Origin of the sequence: Pseudomonas taiwanensis (genome assembly GCF_013393345.1) — a bacterium.
GTDB lineage: Bacteria > Pseudomonadota > Gammaproteobacteria > Pseudomonadales > Pseudomonadaceae > Metapseudomonas > Metapseudomonas resinovorans_C.
The window spans coordinates 204,336-228,599 of the sequence record NZ_QJRF01000077.1 but is presented as its reverse complement, the minus strand read 5'-3'; the positions used below and the strand labels follow the sequence as shown (position 1 = coordinate 228,599).

At 60.6% G+C, this 24,264-nt stretch carries 19 protein-coding genes and 2 pseudogenes; 13 read left to right on the top strand and 8 right to left on the bottom strand.

Annotation, left to right across the window (positions count from 1 at the left end; translation table 11 throughout):
• Window positions 1-312: 312 nt before the first annotated feature.
• Window positions 313-1,641 (top strand): DUF4041 domain-containing protein, encoded by a 1,329-nt coding sequence (locus DM872_RS29625; protein ID WP_179062717.1) that lies wholly within the window; start codon window positions 313-315, stop codon window positions 1,639-1,641.
• Window positions 1,642-2,458: 817 nt separating this feature from the next.
• On the opposite strand, the pseudogene DM872_RS29620 reads toward DM872_RS29625, so the two are convergent.
• From DM872_RS29620 to DM872_RS29610, 3 genes and pseudogenes are all read right to left on the bottom strand, one after another.
• Window positions 2,459-2,689 (bottom strand): annotated as a pseudogene (locus DM872_RS29620) (BRCT domain-containing protein); the annotation flags it as partial.
• 41 nt (window positions 2,690-2,730) lie between these two features.
• Entirely contained in the window at window positions 2,731-3,597 is an 867-nt protein-coding gene (gene panC / locus DM872_RS29615) for a pantoate--beta-alanine ligase (protein WP_179062716.1), read from the bottom strand.
• 55 nt (window positions 3,598-3,652) lie between these two features.
• Window positions 3,653-3,934, bottom strand: a pseudogene (locus tag DM872_RS29610) (bifunctional aconitate hydratase 2/2-methylisocitrate dehydratase); the annotation flags it as partial.
• A 303-nt stretch (window positions 3,935-4,237) separates the two neighbouring features.
• Here DM872_RS29610 and DM872_RS29605 point away from each other — a divergent pair.
• The 3 genes from DM872_RS29605 (at window position 4,238) to DM872_RS29595 (ending at window position 6,812) form a co-directional block, all read left to right on the top strand.
• Window positions 4,238-4,987 carry an electron transfer flavoprotein subunit beta/FixA family protein gene (locus DM872_RS29605; protein WP_077523333.1) on the top strand — a complete coding sequence of 250 codons (750 nt, stop codon included), beginning with the start codon at window positions 4,238-4,240 and terminating at the stop codon, window positions 4,985-4,987.
• Window position 4,988: 1 nt separating this feature from the next.
• A complete protein-coding gene (locus DM872_RS29600) occupies window positions 4,989-5,918 on the top strand; it encodes an electron transfer flavoprotein subunit alpha/FixB family protein (RefSeq protein WP_179062715.1) in 930 nt (309 codons plus the stop codon).
• Window positions 5,919-5,987: 69 nt separating this feature from the next.
• On the top strand, window positions 5,988-6,812 hold the full coding sequence (locus tag DM872_RS29595; protein ID WP_179062714.1) for a metalloregulator ArsR/SmtB family transcription factor: 825 nt from the start codon (window positions 5,988-5,990) through the stop codon (window positions 6,810-6,812).
• Between the two features lie 35 nt (window positions 6,813-6,847).
• Here the strand turns inward: DM872_RS29595 and DM872_RS29590 are convergent, their stop codons facing one another.
• Both DM872_RS29590 and DM872_RS29585 read right to left on the bottom strand, forming a co-directional pair.
• Window positions 6,848-7,759 carry a TauD/TfdA dioxygenase family protein gene (locus DM872_RS29590; protein ID WP_179062713.1) on the bottom strand — a complete coding sequence of 304 codons (912 nt, stop codon included), beginning with the start codon at window positions 7,757-7,759 and terminating at the stop codon, window positions 6,848-6,850.
• Between the two features lie 96 nt (window positions 7,760-7,855).
• Entirely contained in the window at window positions 7,856-9,466 is a 1,611-nt protein-coding gene (locus tag DM872_RS29585; protein WP_256873505.1) for an MFS transporter, read from the bottom strand.
• 198 nt (window positions 9,467-9,664) lie between these two features.
• Here DM872_RS29585 and DM872_RS29580 point away from each other — a divergent pair, with 198 nt between their 5' ends.
• The 8 genes from DM872_RS29580 to DM872_RS29545 all read left to right on the top strand — a co-directional run bounded on the left by DM872_RS29580 (window position 9,665) and on the right by DM872_RS29545 (window position 19,810).
• The gene (locus tag DM872_RS29580) at window positions 9,665-11,005 is read left to right on the top strand and encodes a hypothetical protein (protein ID WP_179062712.1); all 1,341 of its coding nucleotides are present in this window, start codon (window positions 9,665-9,667) and stop codon (window positions 11,003-11,005) included.
• Window positions 11,002-12,396 carry an acyl-CoA reductase gene (locus DM872_RS29575; protein ID WP_179062711.1) on the top strand — a complete coding sequence of 465 codons (1,395 nt, stop codon included), beginning with the start codon at window positions 11,002-11,004 and terminating at the stop codon, window positions 12,394-12,396. The genes DM872_RS29580 and DM872_RS29575 overlap by 4 nt, the downstream gene beginning before the upstream one ends.
• A 19-nt stretch (window positions 12,397-12,415) precedes the next feature.
• Complete coding sequence (locus DM872_RS29570) at window positions 12,416-13,204, top strand: SDR family oxidoreductase (protein ID WP_179062710.1); 789 nt, start codon at window positions 12,416-12,418, stop codon at window positions 13,202-13,204.
• Window positions 13,205-13,297: 93 nt separating this feature from the next.
• Window positions 13,298-14,323: an aldo/keto reductase gene (locus DM872_RS29565; RefSeq protein ID WP_179062709.1), complete on the top strand. Its 1,026-nt coding sequence runs from the start codon at window positions 13,298-13,300 to the stop codon at window positions 14,321-14,323.
• A gap of 78 nt (window positions 14,324-14,401) precedes the next feature.
• Entirely contained in the window at window positions 14,402-16,069 is a 1,668-nt protein-coding gene (locus DM872_RS29560; RefSeq protein WP_256873504.1) for a DUF1302 domain-containing protein, read from the top strand.
• Window positions 16,070-16,097: 28 nt separating this feature from the next.
• On the top strand, window positions 16,098-17,477 hold the full coding sequence (locus tag DM872_RS29555) for a DUF1329 domain-containing protein (RefSeq protein ID WP_256873503.1): 1,380 nt from the start codon (window positions 16,098-16,100) through the stop codon (window positions 17,475-17,477).
• Between the two features lie 135 nt (window positions 17,478-17,612).
• Entirely contained in the window at window positions 17,613-18,755 is a 1,143-nt protein-coding gene (locus tag DM872_RS29550) for an alpha-hydroxy acid oxidase (RefSeq protein ID WP_179062708.1), read from the top strand.
• A gap of 101 nt (window positions 18,756-18,856) precedes the next feature.
• Window positions 18,857-19,810, top strand: a complete 954-nt coding sequence (locus DM872_RS29545) for an IS1595 family transposase (RefSeq protein WP_179062707.1) — start codon at window positions 18,857-18,859, stop codon at window positions 19,808-19,810.
• Between the two features lie 48 nt (window positions 19,811-19,858).
• Here DM872_RS29545 and DM872_RS29540 read toward each other — a convergent pair whose 3' ends face one another.
• Window positions 19,859-21,193 (bottom strand): amidohydrolase family protein, encoded by a 1,335-nt coding sequence (locus tag DM872_RS29540; protein WP_179062706.1) that lies wholly within the window; start codon window positions 21,191-21,193, stop codon window positions 19,859-19,861.
• Window positions 21,194-21,529: 336 nt separating this feature from the next.
• Here DM872_RS29540 and DM872_RS29535 point away from each other — a divergent pair, with 336 nt between their 5' ends.
• Complete coding sequence (locus tag DM872_RS29535; RefSeq protein WP_373273758.1) at window positions 21,530-22,393, top strand: cache domain-containing protein; 864 nt, start codon at window positions 21,530-21,532, stop codon at window positions 22,391-22,393.
• Here DM872_RS29535 and DM872_RS29530 read toward each other — a convergent pair.
• Window positions 22,372-22,971 carry a TetR/AcrR family transcriptional regulator gene (locus DM872_RS29530; protein WP_179062705.1) on the bottom strand — a complete coding sequence of 200 codons (600 nt, stop codon included), beginning with the start codon at window positions 22,969-22,971 and terminating at the stop codon, window positions 22,372-22,374. The genes DM872_RS29535 and DM872_RS29530 overlap by 22 nt on opposite strands.
• An 8-nt stretch (window positions 22,972-22,979) precedes the next feature.
• Window positions 22,980-24,239, bottom strand: a complete 1,260-nt coding sequence (locus DM872_RS29525; protein WP_179062704.1) for an NAD(P)/FAD-dependent oxidoreductase — start codon at window positions 24,237-24,239, stop codon at window positions 22,980-22,982.
• Window positions 24,240-24,264 lie beyond the last annotated feature (25 nt).

Sequence of the window (24,264 nt, the reverse complement as noted above, 5' to 3'; positions counted from 1 at the left end):
GCCGCCATTGCAGGCGGCATTGGCAGCGTGGCGATGACCGTTTTCTTTAGCTGTTAAGGCTGGTTTAGCTGGACAGCTAATCATCCGTTTTTAGCTAATGATTAGGCTGAATGACTAGGTTTGCTGGCAGCAAATCGGTCGATCGAGTCTTATCGGCCGGAAGCGGATGGCTAGGACCACTCCGGCGAGTGATCGCTGTTGGGGCAGGGGCTCCAGAAAGCACCTGCTAGACCGCAGAGGTTGCGCTATAAAGCTTCCAGACTGGCGTTTAGAACTGAATCACCCTTCGATGCAGCAACCAGGAAGGAACCTATGTCCTTTAGCGACTACTGGAAGGGCCCAGCGCACCGGCAGCGGGCAGATGACCTGGAGATCCAGCTTTCCGACCTTCAGGCGCGCTATGCGCAACTGCAAGCGCTCAATAGGAAGATCGGCGCCATGGACGTCTTAGAAATTCAACGACTGATTGAACGAGAGAAAGGAAAGCTTGCGGCGGTCCGCCAGGAAGTTCAGCTAGCGGAGCAGGAGAAGGCGGCGCTTGTGCAACGCTCCTCCGACCTACAAGGGCAGATCCTCGTATGGGAGGAGACGCTCCTTCTGGAGAGCTTTGCGCTCTATGAGCCGAAGTTCAAGCTGAATGCCAGCCACGAGTACAAGTCCCGACTGGACAGTGTGCGCGAACACCAGAAGACAATGATCAAGGGGGGGACGGCGGCCACCGGAAATATGGCCTGGACGGTCAATGGCAGCCAAGCCCAAGGGCGTAAGCTCGTAACCGACATGATCAAGTTGGTGATCCGATCTTTCAACAATGAAGCAGATTACTGCGTGGACAACGTAAAGTTCGATAATGTCGAGCTGGGCGAGAAGCGAATTCTCAAATCGTTCGAAGCTTGCAATCGCCTGGGCAAGATTATGGACGTGGAGATATCCCGCAAATACCTGGCCCTCAAGCTCGATGAGCTGCACCTTGCCCATGAGTTTCAGATCAAGAAGCAAGAGGAAAAAGAAGAAGCCAAGCGGGCCCGAGAAGAACTGCGGGAGCAGCAGAAGCTTGAGCAGGAAATTCGCGCCGCCCGGGAGAAGATCGCCAAGGAGCGTAAACACTTCGCGACCGCTATGCGTGATCTCCAGGCACGCTTGGGCAAGGCAACGTCTGAACAGGAGCGCGTGCCACTCTTGGCAAAACTGGCTGAGATTGAAATGGGCCGGGCCGCGTTGGAGAGCGAAGAGAAACTCATCGACTATCGCGAACAGAATGCCAAGGCCGGCTACGTCTATGTGATATCCAACGTAGGGGCATTTGGTGAAGGGGTTTACAAGATCGGGATGACTCGCCGCCTGGAACCGATGGAACGCGTCGACGAACTGGGCGACGCATCGGTGCCATTCTGGTTTGACGTGCATACGATGGTCTTCTCTGACAACGCCCCAGCGCTGGAAGCGAAGCTGCACGAACGCTTTGCTGCAGGTCGCCTAAACAAGGTCAACGGGCGCAAGGAATTCTTCCGTGCGGACATTGCCAAGATCGAGTCGGTCATTCGAGAAAACTACGATGCGGCCGTCGAAGTCATTCACGAAGCGCCAGCTGAGCAGTATCGCGAAAGCCTGCGCATGACACTGCCCACGGCCGCAATCTAGCAATCAGAACGGGTGTCGGCACAAAGCTAGCTTTACCGATTGGATGCCTCTGCATGTGACCTTGGTTTATCACGGATGAGGCAAAATCGACCCTTGCCGCCTCCGTAATGCACAACACCCTGAGGCGCGAACCTCAGGGTGTGCTTGCTAAATCATCAAGTCGGCCTCGCCGTTAGATATCCCGCTTACTGGCTGGGAGAAGCTCACAATCATTTGCAGGTTCTCGACATCGCTACCCCCCTTTTCAGGGTTCCGGTTCGTAGCGACAAACTGAATTTCATCCACCGTAACGATCACGTCAAAGTTAGACACTGGTCTGAGCCGTTGGATTGACAGTAACGCATGCGGCTCATGTGCGCTTCCCCGCAGCCCAATCGGCTTCGAATCTGGCTCGGAGTTTGGCCTCGTTGGCCTGACAAACCTCTACCATGCGCGGAGATTCTGGAATCTGGCAGCGCTGGGTCGGAGTGAAGTACTCGGACCAGGAGACTTCCTTCAGCCGATCTTGGGCAGCAGATTTTGCGAGCTCTTCTGCGGCTCTGCGATCTATCTCGGATCGCCGGCGAGCAGCCTCTTGGTGGGCTGCTACTTCTTCGGGAGAACGCCGATGAGCCACCGGTGATTGAGGTGCGGATTTGTGCTGCAACTGTCGCAGAATATGGGACAAATCGTGCTCGAGCCTGTGCTCGGCTCTGTACATGCGCAGCTGGTAGAAAATCAGTGCAGTAACCACTGCACCTACAACTCCAATTGCCCAGTGAGCAAAGGATTTCGGGCTACGTCTACTCATCTACCCGCCCCCTTGCGCTTAGGCAAATTACTCCAACACTGCCTTCTGCCAATGCTCTTCACTGACGATGGAGATCTGTGCCCCAGATTCGCGGAGTTCGACAGCTTTCGTAATTTTGGTGCCGTAGGTGCTGTGTAGCCATTGTTCATTACCAACAGTGCCTATCACGATGACCAGGGCTTCGCAGTCCTTGCGCGGGCCGTATGCCATAACGCCGGTGAAGACGAACAGACGGCCGTTCCACTTAAATTCTGGGGCAGATGTGCTTCGGCCTGATCGCAGGCTCTTCATAGGAACTGCTAACAGTGAGATTCCGAACACAAGCGACACTCGAGGTTGTCGATCAAGCGCGTATTACCGATGAATGCTGCAACCAGAATGACCAGCGATTTGTCCTGCTGAGCGGGTGGCTCAAGTGTCCGCGCTGCTCTGATCTCAAGGTAGTCCAGTCGGAAACCAGCTTTCTGAAGCATGCTCTTCCCATCTTTGATAAGTGACGGGAAGTCACGCTCGCCTCGTTCGATAGCGCCTGCTATCTGCCTGATGCAGCGGTAGAGTAATGGCGCGATATCGCGTTCGGCGGGGGCGAGGTACCCATTGCGTGAGGAAAGTGCGAGGCCATCGGGGGCGCGAATGGTTGGCGCGGCGAGTATGCGCGTGGCGAGATTCAAGTCGTTGGTAAGTGCTCGAATCACAGCAAGCTGCTGGTAGTCTTTCTGGCCAAACACCGCAACGTCGGGCTGAACGATATTGAATAGCTTGGTCACGACGGTTGCCACGCCCTCAAAATGCCCTGGGCGGCTGTCACCACAAAGGCCTCGTGATATACCAGGGACAATCACGCAGCAGTGATTGCGCAATCCATCTGGGTACATCTCTTTTACGCTCGGTGCGAAGAGCACGGAGCAGCCAGCTCTGGACAGCGCCTTCTGATCTGCAGAAGGCGTTCGCGGGTAGCTCTGGAGATCTTCTTGGGGACCGAACTGCAAAGGATTTACGAAGAGGCTGGTGACGATGAATTCACTTTCCTGTCGGGCCATCTCCAGTAGCGAGATGTGTCCTTCATGAAGGTTGCCCATCGTCGGTACCAGCCCGATGCGTTTTCTCTGACCTCGCGCCTTTTGCAACGCTGCGCGCAATGTCTGGATGCTGTCAGTTGTGATCATCGCTGACCTGATGGGGGTGTTTGGCACAGATTTTCGGGTTTTCCATCAGAGACGCCTGCATGGCGGCCAGCAGTTCGGTGGCGCGCTGCTTGCCGATTATTGGTGAGCAGGTATCGCCACGGACAATGGCGGAGAGGAAGTCGGCCTTGATATAAGCCGCGTCGTTCACACCTGCTGGCACGTGATTGGAGATCAAGTCGAAGAGAAAGGCTTCCTCGAAGGCCGGCGGGTTCTTCAGCAACTCCACCAGCTCCGCGGTCTGCGTGGCATCCAACGCAAGGGGCGGCAGCCCTTCCTCGGCACGTGCTTTCACGTGTTCGAAATAGCCTTCAAGCACTGCGATTTCTCCTGTCGAGCACGGATAAAAAAGTAGGGCAGGGACGGCCATCGAGGATGACGACTCAGCAGACCGACATGGGAACCTGCACCTACGAAAGGTATGCGACGCCCGCCGCAGGTGCGTTGCAGCAGATCGTCGGTTGGCGATCAAAAAATAACAATATTTCAGTTATTCAACAACTGACATGTTGACATTTTCTTGTCGGGACACAAAAGTTAGCCCGCTGGCGCCCCCGTAGCGCCGCTGTGTGCCTGGCCTTCGGCCAGCGGCGTTACGCCACCGTCATTCGAGAGAAATCACATGAAAGTACTGGTCCCGGTCAAACGAGTGGTCGACTTCAACGTCAAGGTCCGCGTCAAGGCGGACAACTCCGGCGTCGACCTCGCCAACGTGAAGATGGCACTGAACCCCTTCTGCGAAATCGCCGTGGAAGAAGCCGTCCGACTGAAAGAGAAGGGCACCGCGACTGAAGTCGTGGTCATTACCGTCGGTTCTAGCGCAGCCCAGGAGCAGTTGCGCACGGCCCTGGCCTTGGGCGCCGATCGCGCCATTCTGGTCGAGTCCGCCGACGAGCTGAACTCCCTGGCCGTCGCCAAGTTGCTGAAGGCCTTGGTCGACAAGGAGCAGCCGCAGCTGGTCATCCTCGGCAAGCAGGCCATCGACAGCGACAACAACCAGACCGGCCAGATGCTGGGCGCCCTCACGGGCTTCGCCCAGGGCACCTTCGCCTCCAAGGTCGAGCTGGCTGGCGACAAGGTCAACGTCACCCGTGAGATCGATGGCGGTCTGCAGACCGTTGCGCTGAACCTGCCGGCGATCGTCACCACCGACCTGCGCCTGAACGAGCCGCGCTATGCGTCGCTGCCGAACATCATGAAGGCCAAGAAGAAGCCGCTGGACGTGGTCACCCCGGATGCCCTGGGCGTTTCCACTGCCTCCACCGTCAAGACCCTGAAAGTTGAAGCACCGGCCGCCCGCCAGGCGGGTATCAAGGTCAAGTCCGTGGCTGAACTGGTCGAGAAACTGAAGAACGAAGCGAAGGTGATCTGAGATGGCAATCCTGGTAATCGCTGAACACAACAACAGCGCGCTGGCAGCTGCCACCCTCAACACCGTTACCGCCGCTCAGAAGATCGGTGGTGATATCCACGTTCTGGTCGCTGGCCAGGGCGTAGGTGCTGCTGCAGAAGCTGCCGCCAAGGTCGCGGGCGTGTCCAAGGTGCTGGTCGCTGACAACGCTGCCTACGCGCACCAACTGCCGGAAAACGTCGCTCCGCTGATCGCTGAGCTGGGCAAGGGCTACAGCCACGTGCTGGCACCCGCTACCACCAACGGCAAGAACTACCTGCCGCGCGTGGCTGCCCTGCTGGACGTCGACCAGATCTCCGAGATCATCGCCGTTGAAAGCGCCGACACCTTCAAGCGTCCGATCTACGCCGGCAACGCCATCGCTACCGTGCAATCCAGTGCGGCCGTGAAGGTCATCACCGTGCGTTCCACCGGTTTCGACGCCGCGGCTGCTGAAGGCGGTTCCGCTGCCGTTGAAGCCGTGGGCACTGTGTCCGACGCTGGCAAGTCCGCCTTCGTGGGTGAAGAACTGGCCAAGTCCGATCGTCCGGAACTGACCGCTGCCAAGATCGTCGTTTCCGGCGGCCGTGGCATGCAGAACGGCGACAACTTCAAGCACCTCTACAGCCTTGCAGACAAGCTGGGCGCTGGCGTGGGCGCTTCCCGTGCCGCCGTCGACGCCGGCTTCGTGCCGAACGACATGCAGGTCGGCCAGACCGGCAAGATCGTCGCGCCGCAGCTGTACATCGCCGTCGGTATCTCCGGTGCCATCCAGCACCTGGCGGGTATGAAGGACTCCAAGGTCATCGTCGCGATCAACAAGGACGAAGAAGCCCCGATTTTCCAGGTGGCTGACTACGGCCTGGTGGCTGACCTGTTCGAAGCCGTACCCGAATTGGAAGGCTTGGTTTGACTGCGGGCCGGCAGGCAGTCGATGGACTGTCTGCCGGCGAGCTTGGCTTCACAGAACAGGTGATGCCTCATGGCACGAGTCAATGAAAAGCTGGCGTCGCTCAACTGGGGGCAGTTCAGCCCGCTAGCCGACCCGACCCGCCGCGCCATTTTCACCCGGTTGATGGAGCACCCTGCGGCCGTCAAGGTGCTCGCAGCGGAAATGCCGATCTCCCAACCAGCCATTTCCCAGCATCTGAAGGTGCTCAAGGAAGCCGATCTCATCCTGGACGAGCGCCAGGGTCGCTATCGACTGTATTCGGCCAATCCCCAGGCGCTTGAGGCGCTGTCCTTGCAGTTCGGTCAGTTGCGCGACTGCCTGTTGGACGATGGCGAGTCTCAGGGCACAGCGTCCGGCGAGTTCGATTCAGTGGATCGCGCCATGCAACAGTGGGCGCGCCTGTGGCCGGAGCACGATCCGCTGAGCGTCGGACTGATCGTGCGCCTACGTCTGGTAGCCCGGCATCTGGAACGGCTCTCCGAACTGGCCGCCTCACGCCATCAGCTCAATGTTGTGCAGGTACTGCTGCTGGCAACTCTGGACCGTATCGAACCGCCCCATGAAAGCACCCTTACTGAGCTGTCCAAGGTTAGCTTCATGTCTCTACCGGCCACTGCGCGCCATCTCGACCAGACCGAGAAGCGCGGCCTCATAAGTCGCAGACCGGACGAGAACGACGCCCGCTCCAACCTGATTCGCATCACGGACAAGGGGCGCGAGGTGCTGCACAAGATCATGAACTCGCAGCGCCAGCATGAGCATGCCCCCGTATACCAGATGACAGGGGATGATCAGTTGCGTCTGGCCAGGATGTTGCGTTCGTTGATGCGCGATCTGGGGACGATCCAGGGATGAAGCGTGGCACCCCGCCGGCACGGGGTGCCATCAAGTCAGGCGACCTGATCGGTTTCCAGCACTCGACCCATTTGCGTATCGCCGCCGATGGTAGTGCGGTGTACCAGGCGCCGGTCACCCAGGGGGTATCCCAGCGCCGAATGGAGTGTGCGCCAGTTGTCCCACAGCACCATGTCGTCTGGCTCCCAGTGGTGGACGTAGCAGAACGTCCGACTGGTGACGTGGGTAACCAACTCTTCGAGCAGGGCGTGACTTTCCGAGGCGTCCATGTTGACCACCCGTTGCAGGTGCAGCGGGCTGAGGTTCAGCACCTTGCGGCCACTCACCGGGTGGCGCCATACCAGGGGGTGGGCCACTGGCGGGAAGGCAGGAAAGTTGCGTTCGCCTTTTACCTGCATGCGCAGCAGTGGGTCGCGTCCGTAAGGAGAGTCGAGAAGCGAAGTGCAGAATCGATACTCCACCTCTAAGTGCTCGATGCGCTGTTTCATCGCCTCCGGCAGCGCGGCGTAGGCCGCAATGGTATCGATCCAGGCGGTTTCCCCGCCGTGTTGCGGGGTTTCCACGGCGCGCAGCATGGCGCCGTGGTTGGGGCGGTTAGTGAAGACAAGGTCTGAATGCCAGGGGATGAAGCCGACGAAGGGCTTGTCCGGCGCCGACTCACGGTAGTACACGCTGAGCTTTGCCTGGGCATCGCTATCGAGCACCATCAGCTCGGGATATTGGCTTTCGGTCACCAGATTTTTCACCGGATGCACGTCCAGTTCGCCAAAGCAGCGGCTGAGACTGAGCTGCTGTTCCGGGCAGTGGCCCATGTTCTTGAAGACAACTATGCCGGCTTCAATCCAGGCCTCATGAAGTTGCTTGGCGATGTGCGACGGAATTGGTTGATTCAGATCGATTTCACTGCATTGCACGCCAATGCCACCGGCTAGGTTGGATATTTTCATTGTTGTTGTTTCTTGCTTTGAGAGTTTTGTTTGGAATATTTGACTGGGAACTCGAGATGCTTTTGAGTAAATCGTTAGTTGCTTGCCAGCTAACTTTTATCGAAGTGCTTCGGGCTCATTTGTGGCGATCACTGTGGATTGTTGGGGCGCGTTGTTCGCCTGCTCTGGACGTCGCTGCAGGCGTAGGCTGAGCAGCAGCATCAGCGCCAGCACCGCGACCAGCGAGCCAGTCACCCACGGGATGGCCGAGGCCAGTCCATCCAGCCTGCCGGCCTGGAGCAGCTCACTGGCGTCGACGCCAAGTTGTTGCAGTTGAGCGGCAAGTTCAGGACTCGGCTTGGCCTGGCCGAGGCCTGCCAGGCGGCCGAGCAACTCGGGGCTTGCGCCTGCCTGGCTGGCACGCTCCTGCATCGACTGCTGGGCGATCAGGGTCACCGCGCTGCCGAAAACGCCGAGGCCGAAGGTGGCGCCGGCGGGCGAACCGAAGTCCTTCATCATGGTGAACAGACCGCTACCAGCGGCCAGCTTGGCGCGTGGCACGGCGCTCATCATCAGCTTCATCAATGCCGGGGTCTTCATGCCGTTGGCGAAGCCGATCAGGATGACGATGCCGGCGATCATCCACAGTGGTGTGCTCAGCCGGATGGTGCTTATCGTCAGCATGCCCAGCAGTATGGCGACCATCGACGCCACCACGATCCGCCGGCAGTCGTACCTGTCCGCAAGGCGCCCAGCGATGGGGGCGGAGATCATCGAGCAGCCGTACACGCACATGTTGATGAAGCCCACCTGAGATGCGCTGCCACCCGGGCGCTCGCTGATGAAGAAGGCCAGCGAATAGGTCAGGCCGGCCAGGCACATGACACTCAGCAGGTAAAGTCCGGCAGGCAGGATGAACGCAGGGTTGCGCAGGATGCCAATGTCGATCACAGGGTCAGCCACGCGCTGCTCCAGCTTCCACAGTAGCGCCGCGGCGACCACACCTATGCCCAGGGCTGCGAGCGTGTAGGGCGAGGTTGGGCCGAGCTTGGCGGCGGCGGTTGGGATCGACAGCAGGCCGCCGAGAGCCAGGAACAGTAACAGCGACCCGGCCAGATCGTAGCCGCGGCGTCGGCTGACTACGGTGGTTTCCGGCACGAGGGCGGCGATCAGTAACAGACCGACTGCGCCCAGCAGGCCGCTCAGCCAGTAGATGATCTGCCAGCCGAAAGCGTCGACTAACAGGCCGCCGAGCAGGGCGCCGGTAGTGGCGCCCAGGCCCATGGCGGCGGTGAAGATGCCGAGCGCCATGCCGCGCCGCTCATCGGGGAAGAGAAATCCAATGTAGGCCAGCACCACGGGCATGATGCAGGCCACCCCCAGCCCCTGAAGCAACCTCGCGGCCAGGAGCAATTCGAAGGTGGGCGAGACCGCTGCGGCGAATTCGGAAACGGAGAACACCACCAGGCCGATTAGCAGCATCTTCTTGCGGCCGATGGCATCGGCCAGGCGGCCCATGATCGGCGAGCAGGTGGTGGAAGCAACGAAGAACACCAGGATGATCAGCGCCGATGAATTCATCGACACGCCATAGTGACGGGCGATGCTGGGCAGCGCCGGGGCCTGGAAAGTCATTGCTTCGATAGTGACGAAGGTACTGAACAACAGTACCGCGTAGATACGCCAGGCAATACGTGGGGACAGGTGTTCTTGTTGTAAGGCTGTCATGCGCGCTCTCCGGATTCGTCGATAGCGGAACTTATTGTTGTGGTTCCAGAGACTACGGCGCTTCTTCCTTGTCTGCTCGTGATTCATATAAGTTTGCACTTATATGATTCTGCTTGAATGCACTTTTTGTTAGCGAATAACGTGAGGTCACTCGATGAGTTAATTAACCGAGTTAAATAAGTGCCGGAGCAAAACTACATGTCACCCAAACGTAAGTTTCTGCTGGACCTAATCGAAAAGCCGGATGAGGCATTCAATATAAGCGCAAGCGAACTGGCCCACCTGCGCCTGGCCGCCGCCCAGGAGTTGTTCGAAGAGCGCGTGCAGCAGATTCCCCTGCTCAAGCACCGTGCCGAGGAGGCCGGTATCAGCCGAATCGAAAGCTTCGAAGACCTGGTGCCGTTGCTGTTCGCCCACACCACCTATAAGTCCTACCCGGCGTCCTTCGTTGAGAAAGGCCAGTGGGAGCGCCTGCTCAAATGGCTCGACGCACTATCGGTCCCGGACCTGAGCCAGGTCGACATGACCGGTGTCAGTAACGTCGACGAGTGGCTCGACCGCCTGTGGGCAGCCGATCACCGGGTCCTGGCCACCAGCGGCTCGAGCGGCAAGTGCTCGTTCCTTAACCACACCGCCGGAGACCAAGACAACAAGCGGCGCCACTTCAAGTACGCAGCCGCATGGCCGGTTCAGGTGGCCAGCAAGGACCGGCCGGTGTTCTGGATGGGGCAGATAGAGGGCCCCAACAGCGCGGTGGAGGCCGGCCAGTTCGCCATGGCCAACTGGGGCCGCGAGGGTGCCATCTTCATGCTGACCCAGGAGCCGCTGCGCATTTCCGAAGTAAGCCGCATGGCAGCGATGCGCAAGCGGATGGCAGACGGCTCGGCGACCCCCAATGAGATTGCTGCCTTCGAGGCCGAGTCCGCAGTCAAGGGTGCTCGAGGAAACGAGGAGATGCGCGCCTTCGCTGACAAGGTGTTGGATCACCGCCATGAGCCGATTTACCTGATCGGCTTCTGGGCACAGCACCTGGCGATCATCGAGCGCGCCCGCGAGCGCGGCATCGCCGATGGTGACTTCCATCCGAACAGCATTATCGGCGCCGGTGGCGGGGTTAAGGGCATTCCATTGCCTCCGGACTACAGAGAGCGGGTCAACACCTTCTACGGCAATGTGCTGCGGCCGGGCCTGTACGCCATGACTGAGCTGTCCCAGCCGATGCCGCGCTGCGAGAAGGGGCACTACCACATCCCGCCGGGACTGATCGTCCTGCTGCTGGATGATAGCGGTGAGAAGCTGGTCGAGCCCATTGGCTTGCAGAGCGGGCGCTTCGCCTTCCTTGACCTCGCCTACGAGGGCCGTTGGGGCGGCCTGATCACGGGTGACAAGGTAACCGTGGATTTTGCATCGAAGTGCGAATGCGGACGCCACGGACCGGTAATCCACGACTCCATAACCCGATACACCCAACTGGGGCAGGATGACAACATCGGCTGCGCCGGAACCATAGACGCCTATATCCGGGGGGCTATCGCATGAATGCAGTGAACCAACATCAGGTCTCCCGCGTCTGCCACATCGTCAAGGGCGAGGTGGTGGAGGGGGAGGATCTCGAATACGGCCCTGCCCATGCGCGATTCACCACGCCGGCGCTGAAGCTGGACGAACTGGTCTGGAGTCGTCAGGAGCCAGGCCCGGCCTTCGATACCCCGCTGGATGACATCCTCGACATCCTCGGCGAGCTCAGCCGCTGGCTGGAGCGCGATCCGGAAGGCCTGGTCAGGCAGGCACTGGAAAATGCCATCCGCAATAACCCCATGCACCCACGCGTCATGCAGCGCTCCTACGAGATGATGCCGCGAATCTTCGATCGCGAGCGGCTCCTGGTGCAGATCGACAACGAGCTGGGCGGCAAGGAGGTGGTGGACGGTTGGAAGCCGGTCACCAACCTGCTCAGTGGTCGACCGGCAGCAATGCGTGCCTTCCCCGCGCGCATCCTTCACATCATTGCCGGCAATGCACCTGGAGTTGCGGCGGTTTCCATCGCCCGCGGCGCGGTGACCAAGGCAGTGAACCTGATCAAGCTGCCGTCCAACGACCTGTTCACTGCTCCGGCCATTCTGCGCGGCATCTCAGCGGTAGCGCCGGGGCATGCCCTGGCGCGCTCCTTCTCGGCCGCATATTGGCGCGGAGGCGACGATAAAGTCGAAAGCCTGCTGATGCGTCCGCAGTTCTTCGACAAGCTGGCGGCCTGGGGCGGTGATGCGACGCTGCGTAGCGCGAAGAACTACATCTGCCCAGGCTTCGAGCTGGTGTCCTTCGATCCGAAGACCTCCATTTCCATGATCGGTCGCGAGGCCTTCGCCTCCGACGAGCTACTCGCCGAGGTGGCCGACAAAGCAGCCGCCGATGCCACTCTGGTCGAGCAACTGGCCTGCGCCTCCAGTCGTTACCAGTTTGTGGAGGGTACCCAGGAGCAGGCCGACCGCTTCGCCGATCTGCTGCAACAGCGCATGGGTGTGGAACGTCAGCTGGCATCCGCGGAAGGGCGTCCGGTGCCGGGTCACCTGCGCGAAGAAATCGACGGCCTGCGAGTGATGCCCGACTACTACCGGGTTTGGGGGAACTACAGCGGGGCCGGTGTGGTGATCCGCTCCGAGGAGCCGGTGGATTTCCATCCCGAGTTCCGTGTGGTCAATGTGGTGCCGGTCAATGACCTTCGTGATGCGCTGCGCTTCGTCAACGTCGCGACCCAGACCGTCAGCCTGTACCCCGGTGAACGCAAGGTTGAGCTACGTGATTTGCTGGCTTCGGCCGGTGCCCAGCGAGTTACCTGCATCGGTGCTTCAGGTGGCATGGAGGGTGGCTTGGCCCACGACGGCTTCCTGCCGCTGGCGAGACTGGTGCGCTGGATTAACGATGAAGGCTGAGTCGAAGGGAGCGGGGTGGATGAGCAGCGAACAGATGCAGTGCGGATTCCCCGGCCTGTCCCTGGCCGGCCAGGTGGCCCTGGTCACCGGGGCCGGGCGAGGGCTGGGCTTCGAGATGGCGAAGGGGCTGGCCCAGGCCGGTGCAAGGGTATGGCTCAACGGCCGTGATCCGAAGCAATTGGAGGCGGCTTGCGCGCGACTGGTCGACAGCGGGCTACAGGCTTGTGCCTTGCCCTTCGACGTGGAGGACGAAGCGGCCGCCGACATCAGCGTGCAGCGCATCCTTGGTGAGCACGGGCGGCTGGACATATTGGTCAACAACGTCGGCCGGCGTGATCGCCGTTCGTTGTTCGAGCTGGATAGCCAGGCTTTGCGCGCCATGCTCGACAACCACTTGGTAGCGGCTTTTGGGCTGAGCAGGCTGGTGGCAGTACCCATGATGGAGCAGGGCGGCGGAAGGATTATCAACCTGGCCTCGGTCTCGGCCTTCCTCGCTTCGGCAAGGGATGCCGCCTACATCGCTGCCAAGGGCGGCCTGGTTGCCTTGACTCGTGCGCTGGCGGCAGAGCTCGGCAGCCATGGAATCACGGTCAACGCCATAGCACCCGGGCCCTTTGCCACTGAGACCAACCAGCCTCTGTCAGCTAGTCCGGAGAGCCAGGCGTGGATTGCCAGACGCAGTTCCCTGGGCCGCTGGGGGCGACCCGAGGAAATCTCCGGTGCAGCAGTATTCCTGGCGTCCCCCGCGGCTTCATTTGTTACCGGCCAGGTGCTGGCTGTGGATGGAGGATTGCTGGCGCACTACTGAGTTGACGGCGGGTGCATCCGCTCAACCCGACCCGGCGAAGCGGTGCTAGCATGTCCATTGAAATAACAAAGAGTCAGTTATTGGGGGTTGATCATGCGTTACAAGATACTCGGCAACACGGGGTTGCGTGTCTCGGAGCTTTGTCTCGGCACTATGACCTTCGGTACCCAGGGCTGGGGGGCGGAGGAGGGCGAGGCAGCCCGGATCTTCGCGCGCTTCCGCGAAAGCGGCGGCAATTTCATCGATACCGCCAATGAGGTCTATGCCGGCGGCAGGTCCGAGGAAGTAGTGGGCAGCCTGATCCAAAGCTGTCGCGAGGAGATGGTACTGGCCACCAAGTACTCCCTCGCCTATCCCGGTGGCGGCAATCCCAATGCGGGCGGCAACCACCGCAAGAGCCTGCGCCGCTCGGTCGAGGCGAGTCTGCAGCGGCTCGGCACCGACTACATCGATCTGCTTTGGGTTCACGCCTGGGACAGCGCCACACCGCTGGAGGAAACTCTGCGCGCTCTGGATGATCTGGTGCGTCAGGGCAAGGTGCTTTACACCGGCATCTCCAATGCGCCGGCGTGGGTGGTGGCCAGTGCAAATACTCAGGCGCGGCTTCAGGGTTGGACTTCCTTCGCCGCACTGCAGGCGGAGTACAACCTGCTGGAACGAAGCGTAGAGCATGACCTACTGCCTATGTGTCGGCACTTTGGGTTGAGCCTGGCCGCCTGGTCACCCCTGGCCAGTGGCATCCTCAGCGGTAAGTACAGCGCCGGCAAGGACGCCGGTGAGGCCAAGCGCCTGGACGTGGCTGGGCTCAAGACCCTGGACGAGCGCAGCCTGGCCATTGCCGAGGCGGTGGGTCAGGTGGCTCAAGCGATCGGCCGCAGCCCTTCGCAGGTGGCGCTTAACTGGCTTCGGGCCCAGCCGGGTGTGATACCGCTGCTGGGGGTGCGCACCCTCGCGCAACTGGAGGACAACCTCGGCTGCCTCGACTTCCAACTGGAGCCGGGGCACCTGGCGACCCTTGCCGAGCTGGGCGCGCCACCTGCGCAGTACCCCCATGACTATCTGACCAAGTACCAGGAACTGATCGCCGCCGGTTACCGGCGACTGACCGACCCTAACTGAATCCCGCGGAATAAGGCTTCCAGGCTCGGCCTGGAGGACCCCGCTCACCCTGAAGAAAGACCTCTGGAGCAAGGTTTAATGGCCACAATAAATACAAGAGCCGCACCCATCACCGCCCGCTTGTCGGCCTCCATCTGGCTACTCGCACTGGCCATTTCGCAAGATGCCGGTGCGATGCTGCTCGACCTGGAGAGTGACGACTGGGAAGTCCGCGTCGACAACACCATCCGCTACAACGCCGCGTGGCGCATGGAGCATCAGAACAAGGACTTCCTGCGCTCGCCGGCCTTTGACGACACCGAGAACAAGTTCGATCGCGGCGACCTGGTGACCAACCGCTTCGATCTGCTCAGCGAGCTGGACGCTGTGTACCAGGGTAGCCATGGGTTCCGTCTGAGCGCAGCCGGCTGGTATGACCAGGCCTACCAGGGCAAGGCCGAGCCCAACTCAGCGCTGGTGAACAGCGGCAACTACATCAATGATCACTACAACGGCTACGCCACCCGATACATGGCGGGGCCCTCAGGCGAGCTGCTGGACGCCTTCGTTTTCTCCAACTTCCAACTGGGAGAAGTGGGCGTGGGCGCCAAGGCGGGCAAACACAATGTCTACTGGGGCGAGTCGCTGTTCACCTTGGGCAACAGCATCGCCTACTCGCAGGGGCCGGTGGACACCATTAAATCCGCGTCCAGCCCCGGCACTGAGGCCAAGGAGCTGTTTCTGCCAATCAATCAGCTGTCGGCTGACCTCAGTCTGAGCAACGAGCTGTCCCTGGGCATGCAGTACCTGCTGGACTGGAAACCTTTCCGACTGGTTCCGGGCGGCACCTTCTACGCGAACTCCGACGGCTCGCGCTCGGACCTCGCTTCGCCACCTGCCTTGGTCAATGGCGATGACCTGGAGCCCGGCAGCAACCACGGCGAGTACGGCCTGAACTTGCGTTGGAGCCCTATGGCACTGGGCGGCACGCTGGGCCTCTACTACCGCAAGTTCAACGAAAAGTTGCCTTGGAGTTTCACGCAAATCGAAGGCCGTACACCGCGCGCAGTGCGCTTGGCCTATGCGCGGGATACGGAACTCTGGGGGCTTAGCCTGTCCCGCAACATCGCCCAGATGAGCGTGGCCACCGAGTTGTCCTACCGCAAAAACACCGCCCTGGTGTCCCGGTCCGGATACCCCGTTCGGACTGTTGCTGGTGTGGATCCCAGCTTCGAAGCCGCCGAAGGTGCACGGGGAAATTCCTGGCATGCCTTGGTGAACGCAGTCTACCTGCTGCCGAAGACGGCTCTCTGGGAAGGTGGCACTTTCCAGGGAGAGGTTACCTACAACCGCCTGGACAAGATCACCGACGACCCGCAGAACCGCTTCAATGCAGAAGGCCGTGGCTGTACCTCCGCGTACACCAAGCACTGCGCCACTCGCGACGCATGGGGCATGCAGCTGCGCTTCACGCCGGAGTGGCCGCAGGTGCTGCCGGGGTGGAACCTTTCGATGCCGGTCAACCTGGCCTGGGGCCTCGAAGGCAATAGTCCGACCCTCGGTGGCACCAATGAAGGTTCCTACAGCTGGACGGTGGGCGTCAGTGGTACATACCGCAGCGCCCATACCTTCAGCCTCAGCTACATCGACTCCTACGCCCGTTACGACACCCGCGCCGACGGCACCGTGACTACCGACTTCACCAGCGGGGCGGCAGTGCAGAACGACCATGGACGTCTGTCCTTCACCTACAAGACGACCTTCTGATCCGCAGCGACAATCCGGGAGAACAACAATGAAAAAGCTTGAGTGCATGACACTGGCGACACTGGGATTCTGGGTCGCGATGCAGGTCTACGCGACACCCTCGGAACAGGAAATCAGCCAGCTGGGCTCCACCCTCACACCGCTGGGTGCCGAGGTGGCGGGCAACGCAGATGGCAGTATCCCCCGCTGGGATGGAGGCCTCTGTACCCCTCCTGCGGGCTACCAGCCGAAGAAGGGCGAGTCCGGCGGTGGCCCCTGGTTGGATCCTTTCGCCAACGAGCAGCCGATCCTGAAGATCACCAAGGACAACCTGGAGCAATACGCCGACAAGCTGGACGCGGGCACGAAGGAACTATTCCAGCGCTATCCCGAGACCTTTCGCATCGACGTCTACCCCAGCCATCGTACGGCCTGCTACCCGCAATGGGTGTACGAGAACACCATCAAGAACGTCCGAAATCCCAAGTTGGTGGGCGGGGCGCCGGGATTGGTGAATGCCCATGCGCAGATTCCCTTCCCGATCCCAAAGAACGGCTACGAGGCCATGTGGAACCAGTCGGTGCGGGTGGATGCACCCTATGTGAAGGGCGACCAGGAAAACTGGCTAGTGGATGCGGCGGGCAACGTTACCCTCACCTCCATCAACCGGGTCGAGCAGAGCAAACCATATTGGGACAACGAGCGGGAGGCGGTGCCGGACGAGCAGCCCTACTGGACCTTGATCTCCACCACCGTGGCGCCCGCTTCCAGCGCCGGGGTCAAGCAACTCCGGCACAACTTCCTCGACACTGAGATCCGTGATCCCATGGCCTGGTCCTACGTGCCGGGACAGCGCCGGGTCCGGCTGTCGCCCGAGTTCAAGTACGACACCGTCTCCACCAGTTCCGGCGGCGTGCTGCTGTTCGATGAGATCAGCGGCTTCGACGGCAAGATGGACAAGTTCGACTTCGTGCTGAAGGGCAAGCGGGAAATGTACATTCCGGCGAACGCCTACAAGTTCAATGCCGCGCCGAGCGAGGTGGTGAATACCCCGAATCACGTCAACCCGGATTACCTGAGGTTCGAGTTGCGCCGGGTGTGGGTGGTGGAAGCCAACCTCAAGCCGGGGGAACGACACGTACAGAAGACCAAGACCTTCTATCTGGACGAGGACAGCTGGTCGGTGGCTGTCTACAACGCTTTCGACAACACCGGGACCATCCAGAAGGTCACCTACTACCCGGGATTCCAGGAGTATGACAAGCCGCAGTACCGCACTGCGCCCAACGTCCTCTACGACCTGACCAAGCGCGTATACACCCATGGCGCGCGCATGGGCGCGGAGAAGTCCACCGGCTTCTACCGGGTCGCGCGCTACCCCACGACCTTCTTCTCCCCCGGCTCCCTGGCCGGAACCGGCATCCGCTGAGTTCTTGGTGTGGGTCCGGGCCCTTCTCAGATCGGTGGCCCGGGCCATCCTGCCGGCGCAATCCAGCCGGCAGGCACACTTTTTTCCTTCCCGAGCGCCGCGCCCCGCGCCGGCGTTGAATCCGAGGGCGACACCTTGACCATAGTTGCAACCATCGAAGACCTGCAGCGACTTGCCAGCCGTCGCGTGCCGCGAATGTTCTATGACCTGGTGGACGCCGGTTCATACAGCGAAGGGACCTACCGCGCCAACGAGGCGGACCTCCAACGCATCAAGTTACGCCAGCGCGTTGCGATCGACGTTGGCGCGCGTAACCTGAAAACTCGCCTGCTGGGCGAGGATGTCACCATGCCGGTAGCCCTGGCACCGGCCGGTCTGACTGGCATGCAGAGAGCCGACGGCGAGATACTCGCGGCCCGCGCGGCCGAACGTTTTGGCGTGCCCTTCACGCTGAGCACCATGAGCGTCTGCTCTATCGAGGACGTCGCCGCTGCCACTCACAAACCCTTCTGGTTCCAGCTTTATCTGATGCGTGATCGCGAGTTCGCCCGCTCGTTGATCCGGCGCGCCAAGGCGGCCGGTTGCTCGGCGCTGGCGCTGACCCTGGACTTACCCATGGTGGGTCAGCGACACAAGGACGTACGCAATGGTCGCGCCTATTCCAAGCGCACTCTGGTGCGCTTCGCCAACCTGGCTAGCAAACCGCGCTGGTGCCTGGAAATGCTGCGTACATCCCGCCGCAGCTGCGGCAATATCGTTGGCCATGCAAAGGGTGTGAGTGACGAGACTTCCATGCGCGCGTGGGTCGGCGCCCAGTTCGACCCCACCGTGACCTGGGCCGACGTCGCGTGGGTGCGTAGCCTTTGGGATGGCCCGTTGGTGCTCAAGGGAATTCTTGATGTCGAGGATGCTCAATACGCCGTGAACTGTGGCGCCGACGCCCTGGTTGTGTCCAATCATGGTGGCCGCCAGCTGGATGGAGCACCGTCGTCCATAAGTGTCCTGCCCTCCATCGTGGATGCGGTGGCAACGCGTGCTGAAGTCTGGATGGATGGTGGTGTGCGCAGCGGACAAGACGTTTTCAAAGCGTGCGCCCTGGGTGCCCGCGGAGTCATGATCGGCCGCAGTTATCTTTACGGCCTGGGTGCGGAAGGGGAAGCCGGCGTGGGCAAATGCCTGGACATCATCCGGCGGGAGCTCGATGCGACATTGGCACTGAGTGGCACCGCTGACATTCGCAAAGTGGGTCGCGATAGCCTGGTTGCAGGCAGCTGGTAGCGGCAAGCGACTCTGCAGGACCCAAAAGAAAAGGCTATGTCTGCGTTAAGTGTTGCTAGTACCTAAACTTTCGCTACGGCATCTCTTTGAGGAGGTCTGCCATGCGCGCGACAGAGTTCAGGAGCTTGTTATCCCGCCTCTATCAGCTCAACCAAGCACAGCGAGAGCAATTGCAGGCGCAACTCGCCCTTCCCCAGGACGTGTTGACGGAAGCCCTGACAGCGCCCGAGCAGTGTCCACACTGCTCGGGCGCTGACCTACGTCCCTGGGGTTCCAGCCACGGATTGGCCCGTTATCGATGCCGAGCCTGCGGGCGCACCTGTAATGCCCTGACCGGCACGCCGCTGGCGCGTTTGCGCCAGCGAGAGTGCTGGGGGCTGTATGCCGAAACGGTGGTTCACAGCCTGACGGTGCGTAAGGCGGCCGCGCTCTGCGGGGTCGACAAGAACACGGCGTTCCGCTGGCGGCATCGTTTTCTCCGTTTGATTGCTGAACACCGCGCCCAGCATGAGTCGGGGATTGTCGAAGCCGACGAGACCTTTTTCCTCGAGTCATTCAAGGGCCAGCGCCAATTACCGCGCGCGGCCCGCAAGCGCGGCGGCACGGCGCAGCGCAAAGGCTTTACCGCCGAGCAGATTCCCGTTCTGGTCGTGCGTGATCGCAGCGGACACCACGCGGATTTCCACTTGAAACAGCTCAATGCAGCTCAGGTGGGGGCAGTGCTACGCCCATTGCTCGATTCGGATGCCGTGCTGTGCACCGACAGCGCGGCGATCTACCAGAGCTTTGCCAAGGCCGAAGGCATTACCCACCATCGCGTGAACCTACGTCAGAAACGACGGGTGGACGGGGCCTTCCACATCCAGAACGTCAACGCCTACCACGGCCGACTGAAGAGCTGGATGACACGCTTCCATGGAGTGGCGACCAAGTATTTGGCGAATTACCTGGGCTGGCGTCGTCTCCTCGAACGTTATGGAAAGGATATCAACCCATTGATTTGCATGAAGGAATCACTTGGTTATTACCCTCTGCAACAACTAACGCAGACATAGCCAAAGAAAACGCCCCGCTTAGCGGGGCGTTTTCGTTCGTGCAGGCGATCAGGCTTCTTCGGCCATGATCTTGCCGTCTTCCTTCGCCACGGCGGTGAACATCTTGATGATGTCGCCGGAGGTCACGCGACGACGCACTTCGCCTTCCTTGAGGGGGGCCGGGCCACCGTAGGACTTCGGCGTGGTATCCACGTCTTTCGCCAGGGCGCGCAGGGCACTTACGGTGCACTTGTCGCGGCCGCCCATCTTGCCGAACGCATCGAAGTTATAGAGACGCAGGGCGTTGCCGTGCGTGATCTTGTCGATGCTGGCGTCCGGCAGATGCTTGAGGGAGTCGAACAGCATGTCAGCGGATTCCGGCCAGACGGTATCCGAGTGCGGGTAGTCGCATTCGTAGGCGACGTTGTCTACGCCGATGTCCTCGAGGTTCTTCAGGCCGAAGCGGTCGTCGATGAAGCAGGTCTGGAAGTGTTCGCGGAACACTTCGCTCGGCATCTTGCCGCCGAAGTCGGCGTAGGTCCAGGCCTTGTGGTGCTCATGGACGAAGTCCGCGCGCTCGAGGAAGTAGGGGATCCAGCCGATGCCGCCCTCGGACAGGGAGATCTTCAGGTCCGGGTAACGCTGCAGCGCTTTCAGGTGCAGCCAGTCGGCAGCCGAGTTCACGATGGAGATCGGCATGGTGATGATCCAGGAGTCGATGGGCGAATTCATCGAGGCATGGGGAGCCTGGGCACCAGAGCCGATATGAATGTTGATTACCACCTTGTTTTCGGCACAGACCTTCCACAGCGGTTCCCAGTGGGCGTCATGGATGCTCGGCTGGCCCTTCAGCGAAGGGTTGTCGGAGAAGGAGATGGCGTGGCAGCCCTTAGCAACGACGCGCTTGATCTCGGCCACCGAGGCGTTGAGGTCCCAGTAGGGAATGATGGCGTTGGGGATGTTGCGGCCCGGATAGCTGCCGCACCACTCGTCGATGTGCCAGTCGTTGTAGGCCTGCAGCAGGGCGAGGGCGTTCTGCTTGTTTTCGAACTGATGGAACAGGCTGCCGTCGAAGGTCACCACGCTGGGGAAGTTCAGCGAGGCCAGCAGACCGTTGGCGTTCATGTCGTCGATGCGCGCATGGATGTCCCAGGCGCCTTTACGCATCTGGTCGAAGGAGATCGGCTCGCAGCCATACTCCTCGCGCAGGCGGCCGACCACGGCATTGAGGCCGATGTTGCCTGCACGACGGCCTTCGAACAGCCAATAGTCGGCGCCGTTCTTGTCTTTCAGTACCTTGGGGGCGAAAGCCTTCTGGGCAGTGGTGAGGTGCTGCTCGAACATGGTGGGCGGCTCGACAATGTGGTCGTCGACGCTGACTAGAACGAGATCATCGAGTTTCATGTGTTATCTCCATCGCTCAAGCGGCCCCTCACCAGGCAGGTTCGGACTGCTTCAGGTTTGTTGTTGTATGCGATGTCGAACGTTACCCCGAGTTGGGGCGTTCATCAATAGCAAAACAGACAAATAGTCAGTTATTGTTATTTTCGCATGACTGCTTGATGCCCTTGCCGATTGACTCAAAACCTTCCAGCTGAAGTGATTTCCTGTCAATAGACTACAGGCCTGATAGTCCTTCCGTCGTTGATGTACGCGACGGGTGGCTGGAGCCTTTGCTGGCTAAGTAATACAATGTCATTTTTTGTCAGCTGCAAACAATTTGGCAGGGGTGGGACAACTATGGGATTCGGCAGGATTATGGGCTGGGTGGGGATGTTGGTAGGCATTGTGCTCGCTGGAGGCGCAAGTGCTGCGCCCGGTGGTTATGAGGCAGAAGAGCAGGAGGCGCGGGCGTTGCTGGAAAGCGCCGTGGCCTACTACCGCGAGCACAAGGCGCAGGCCTTGCCGGTATTCAGTCGGCAGGGGCCTTTCGTGCGTGGCAACCACTATGTCTATGTGCTGGACATCAATGGCGTAATGCTGGCCAGTGGTGGGCCTTCCGCCAGTTTGATCGGCAGCAACCTGCTTGAGCAACTGCCGCCTGACCTCAAGAAGCCCTTCGACGAGGCCTTGAAGGTCAAGGAGGGGCAGGGCATCCAGGAGGCGGAGTACCATTGGAACAATTGGCAGACTGGGCGCGTCGAGCGCAAGCGCGTGCTGTTCCAGCGTGTTGACGATGTATTGCTGGGTGCTGGCTATTTCATTTCCAAGGCATCCCCGGCTCATGCACGGGATCTCCTGGAAAAGGCAGCGGCAGCCGTATCGTCCGGGCCACAACAGACCTTTGCGGCGATCAACAGCGAGAATCTGGCTTTCCTCCAGGATGATCTCTACGTCTTCGTTGTCGATATGAACACATCTCGCTACGTAGCCCACGGCTACAACCAACGTCTGGTAGGCACTGACTTCCGCCGGGTCAAAGACCCGCAGGGCAAACCGGTCGGCGAACCTATGCTCGCGGCAGCGAAAAAAAGCAGTGCAGGCGAATACGACTATCTCTGGGAAAACCCGCTGAGCCGCAAGGTGGAGCGTAAGCACACCTATTACCGCAAGGTCGGCGACTACCTGGTATCTGTCGGCTATTACGAGAAAGCCGGCGACTGAATGTTGTAGGCGCCGGGGTACAGGTTCGCTCCGGCAATCTGCAGTGCAATCCGCTGGCAGACCCGGACCAATTGTCTGGGGTCATCCTCCCCGGCCTCCTGCCACAAGCAGAGGCCGGTGAGCATGGAGAGAATGGCGGTGCTGGTCATGGTGTCTTGGCTGAACAGGCCCAGATGCTCACCGCGATCGAGAATGTCCTTCAGCTCCCGCTCATAGCATGTCTTCATGGCGATCACCTGATGCCTGCCGTGCTCTGGCAGATTGCGCAGGTCCATGCTGGCAATCAGGCTTTCGGCTCGGCGCGCGCTCTGGAACTCCAGGTGGTGTGCGATGAAGTCCGCGAGCGCGCGTACCGGGTCTCCACGATTTCCTGACGATTCTTGCCAGGACTGCTGCAGGTCTTCCAGGTAGCTGGCGATGAGGTCCTGCAGCAAATCATCCTTGCTTCGATAGTAGGCATAGAGCGAACCGGCCTGCAGGCCGCAGCTCCTGGCCAGTTGGCGCAGGGATACTGCGCCAAAGCCATGCAGGGCGATCAGCTCGATGGCGTTGCTGCGGATTTCCTCGATCCGGGACATGGCGGGTATCAGGCCGGAAGGCTCGCGGCCAGGTCTTTGAGACTGACCGACTCGTCGACCAACAGTTCGACGTCACCAGAAAAGCCTGCCTGAACCAGCTTCTTGATGGCCATGAACTCTTGCTGACGATTGATGCAATCGGCGGCGATCAGTCGCCCCTTGCTCAGGTAGAAGGCGGCGAAAGAGCGCAGTGCCTTGGAGCCGCGTAGTACCACCTCGTCATAGCCTTGATTGATACCTGCAATTTGCAGCTTGAGGTCGTACTGGTCCGACCAGAACCAGGGGAGCGAGCTGTAGGGTGCCTGTTTGCCGGTAATGGACGAAGCCGCTGCCCGCGCCTGCTCGATGGCGTTGGGTATGGACTCCAGGCGCATACGGCAGCCGTAGAGCGCGCTGGGGTAATTGCTGCAATCGCCGATCGCGTAGACGTCGGCGGTGCTGGTGCGGGAGAACTCGTCCACCAGAATGCCATTCTCCACCGCCAGGCCAGCCTGCTCGGCCAGCTCGGTATTGGCGATGGCGCCCACACCCACCAGCATGAGATCAACCGGAATGCGCGTGCCATCGGTAGTGACCAGTGCTTCTACCGTCTGCCCCGTGACATCCAGGCAGACCTGCTCCAGTTGGGCGTTCAAGCACAGTTCGACACCAGCAGCGCGGTGCACCTGCTCGTAGAAGCTCGATACTTCAGGAGCTGTGACACGTGCCAGAACTCGTGGCTGGGCTTCCAGCACAGTGACCTTCAACCCGGCTTTCTGAGCTGCCGCCGCGACTTCCAGACCGATATAACCACCGCCGACAATCACCAGGCGCTGGCCTTCTACCAACTGGTCTCGCAAGCGTTCGGCATCTGCCTGGCTGCGCAGATAGTGCAGGTTATCCGGTTGGCGTTCGCCGAGCCCTGCGACCTGGAGCCTTCTCGCCCGACTGCCAGTAGCCAGGACCAAGTGGGTCCAGGTAAGGCTGCTGCCGTCGGCAAGCTGCACCGAGTGACCTTCCAGGTCCACGCCGCTGACGGAAGTGCCGTTGAGGATTTCGATGCCGGACTTCTCGTAGGTGGCCGCTGGGCGGATCGGCAGCGCCTCGGCACCGAGGGTGCCTGCAAGGAAGGCCTTGGACAGCGGTGGACGCTGATAGGGAAGGCCAGGCTCATCACTGATGATCAGGATGCGTCCGTCGAAGCCGTTCTGCCGCAACGAGACGGCCGCCTCGCTGCCGGCGTGGCCGCCGCCGACTATCACTGCGCATGCTTGGGTTGGGACTGTCATGGCGATTCTCCAGGAGCGTCAGACG